General features: G+C 42.6%; 3 protein-coding genes. 1 reads left to right on the top strand and 2 read right to left on the bottom strand.

What is annotated here, in order from left to right:
• Positions 1 to 126: LysM peptidoglycan-binding domain-containing protein (locus LD39_RS11605; RefSeq protein WP_231572565.1), on the bottom strand; the 126-nt coding region annotated here is incomplete at its 3' end.
• A gap of 303 nt (positions 127 to 429) precedes the next feature.
• On the opposite strand from LD39_RS11605, the gene LD39_RS11600 reads away from it, so the two are divergent.
• A complete protein-coding gene (locus LD39_RS11600) occupies positions 430 to 1485 on the top strand; it encodes a bifunctional 2-polyprenyl-6-hydroxyphenol methylase/3-demethylubiquinol 3-O-methyltransferase UbiG (RefSeq protein WP_231572564.1) in 1056 nt (351 codons plus the stop codon).
• Positions 1486 to 1516: 31 nt separating this feature from the next.
• Here LD39_RS11600 and LD39_RS11595 read toward each other — a convergent pair whose 3' ends face one another.
• Positions 1517 to 2281 carry a MerR family transcriptional regulator gene (locus tag LD39_RS11595; RefSeq protein ID WP_035546530.1) on the bottom strand — a complete coding sequence of 255 codons (765 nt, stop codon included), beginning with the start codon at positions 2279 to 2281 and terminating at the stop codon, positions 1517 to 1519.
• Between the last annotated feature and the right edge of the window lie 319 nt (positions 2282 to 2600).

Raw genomic sequence — 2600 nt, 5'->3', positions numbered from 1 at the left:
TGATAGATTGTTTTCTTGTTTTATTTGATCAACGGACACTCCATTGTCTTGAGCAATGCCCCATAGAGTATCTCCTTTATCTACTACTATCTCTTCTGCACTTGCTGTAACTGTCGTTGCTGCCATAATCGTTGAGACCGCCGCCAATGAAAAAACTGTCTTTTTCATGATTAAATGCCTCCTTAGTAAACAGTCTTGCTCATAAGTTGTTTTGTTGGTGAGCTCTGTTTTAAAACTACAATTCCCACCTTAACATCTAGAGCGAATAAGCCAATAACAGGACAACAACAAATGCATTTCAATCATTACATCCTTTTTACACCACTGTAATATTGTGCCCTTATTGGAAAATGAACCCCCACCAAAATTTGTAAGTTTTATTGACGTGAATTATAATTATAATATTCTGACAACTAAGGTGGGGTCGTTTTGTTAAAAGAACAGACGATTAGAAAGCCAGAGCAAAAACCATATTCAGAGAAAGACATTGGACAAAGCTTTATGAAAAATCAATTTAAAGTCGATTTACGAACGGTTTCAGAGAAAGAGTACAATCGATTTATCACCTTGAATACGGTTCGGGACTGGTCACAGCTCTCTTGGAAAGCGATTGGCAAGCCTTATGAAGTGAAAGCCAATTCAAAAGAACGGCTCGATTGGGAAGAACAGAACAATAGGGATATGGATCCTCATACTTCCTGGACTTATTTTAATAAAGCCTTTCACGAATGGTTTGTGAAGGATGTCGCTGGAGAGATGAAAGAATCAAGGACTAATTTCCTTAAAAGCCTTGGAACCTTCAAACCGACGGAAATTAGAACCGCCCTGGGAGAGATAGTGAAGCTTCAACTATGGAACTATGCCCACAGGATTCAGGATGGTATTTGGGATCCGCGTGGAAAGAGGGCGATGTTTGAAGGTCTCCATTTAAAAAAACCTCGGATTCTCTTTCTGGGGGCTGCTGAAGGGTATGAAGCGATGCAGCTTGGGGCAATGTATCCCGGAGCGGAAATTGTCATGGTCGATTACGATGAATATTGTAAGACAACCAGGTTCGCTGACTTTCCGGAAAGCTACCCATTCCTTGGGGAAAATCCTAGAACAGGCGGTTCCACAGTCGTCTATAAGGACGAATTGAATATCGAATATGTTGTAGATGACATCCGAAACCTGGATTTTGGAAAAGAATTTGATATCGTCCTGTCCGTAGGTTTACTCGAGCATTTCCCTGATGAGTACAAACATGAAGTTGCTGATTGGCACCGTCGATTTTTGAAACCAGGAGGCTATGCCATTCTAACAACTCCTAGAAACCAAGTACGATCCCGTCTCTATTATCGGGTCATGGCTGATGTGATGAACCATACCTATCGTGAACTCATGACTGTTGAACAGATGGGATTATATATGTATGAAAGTGGTTTTGACATATTGAGACATGGCTACATAAAGGTCCATAATGGGCTGGTGTGCCAACCGAGATAAAAAATAAAAAAGGGCTGATTAGCGCCCTTTTTTATTGCTCTAAACGATCGCAATATACATGCATCGCTTTTTGTAGAAATGCAGCATACCCCTCTTTCAACATATCGATATTCTTCGTGAACCGAGGATCGTTCACATACATATCCGCCAGTCCACGGAAAATTTCCGGTGTACAATGATAGAAATTGTCCGAAATGTGCTGTCGCTTCTCCCCAATTAACCGCTGTACTTCTGCATCTTCCGGACCCTGGTCCATCCTGTCGATGATTCGACGGTCAATCTCATTCCCTTCCTTCTGGATTCTCTTCCAATCTTCTTTCGTATAGGAAGCGGTTTTCCTTTGAGACTCTTTGTACGCGTCAGTATCTCCCCATCTTTCCTCAACTTCCTTCTCATATTTCTTCTGGTGGGCTTCGATTTCACTTTTATCAAAAGGTTCAAAACGATCCTTATTAGACATCTTCCTTCCTCCCTCCAGTGATTGAATGGTTTGTTCTACGGAATTGATGATTCGATCCAATCGATTTCTTTTTTTTATTAAAATGTCTCTATGGCGGTGCAACGCTTGCTCTTGATCAAACTCAGGATCATCTAAAATGCGCTTGATTTTATCAAGGGAAAAATCCAATTCTCTGAAGAAAAGGATTTGCTGTAAGCGGGGCAATTCTTCTGCTCTGTACACACGGTATCCATTCTCCCTTGACCGCACAGGACTCAACAGGCCTATATGATCATAGTGATGCAGTGTGCGCACACTGACATCAGCGAGTTCTGCAACCTCCTTCACTTTGTACATGGTGATCACCTCACTCTTAATCTAAGCTATGACGCAACGTCGGAGTCAACACTTTATGGTATGTGGAGGAAAATAAATTTCCAAGGCAGGCATTCCGATGGTAAGAGCATGATCTAGAGCGCTTTATGCTTATAGCACTGTGATAGTGGAAGACAATCCTTCTGGGGAAAGGGGTTCGTTTCTCACATACATCGAATGGGGTGGTTGGGAAGCTGCGAGACTCCCGTAAGAAGGAGATAGGCGAGATCCCGCAGGGCGGTATCCCTAGGAAGCTCGGCACTCCCCCACAGGAAAGCGAGTAGCTTCCCAATCACCCCTG

The organism is Halobacillus sp. BBL2006 (genome assembly GCF_000786645.1).
Lineage (GTDB): Bacteria > Bacillota > Bacilli > Bacillales > Halobacillaceae > Halobacillus.
This window is presented reverse-complemented; position numbering and strand designations above follow the sequence as displayed.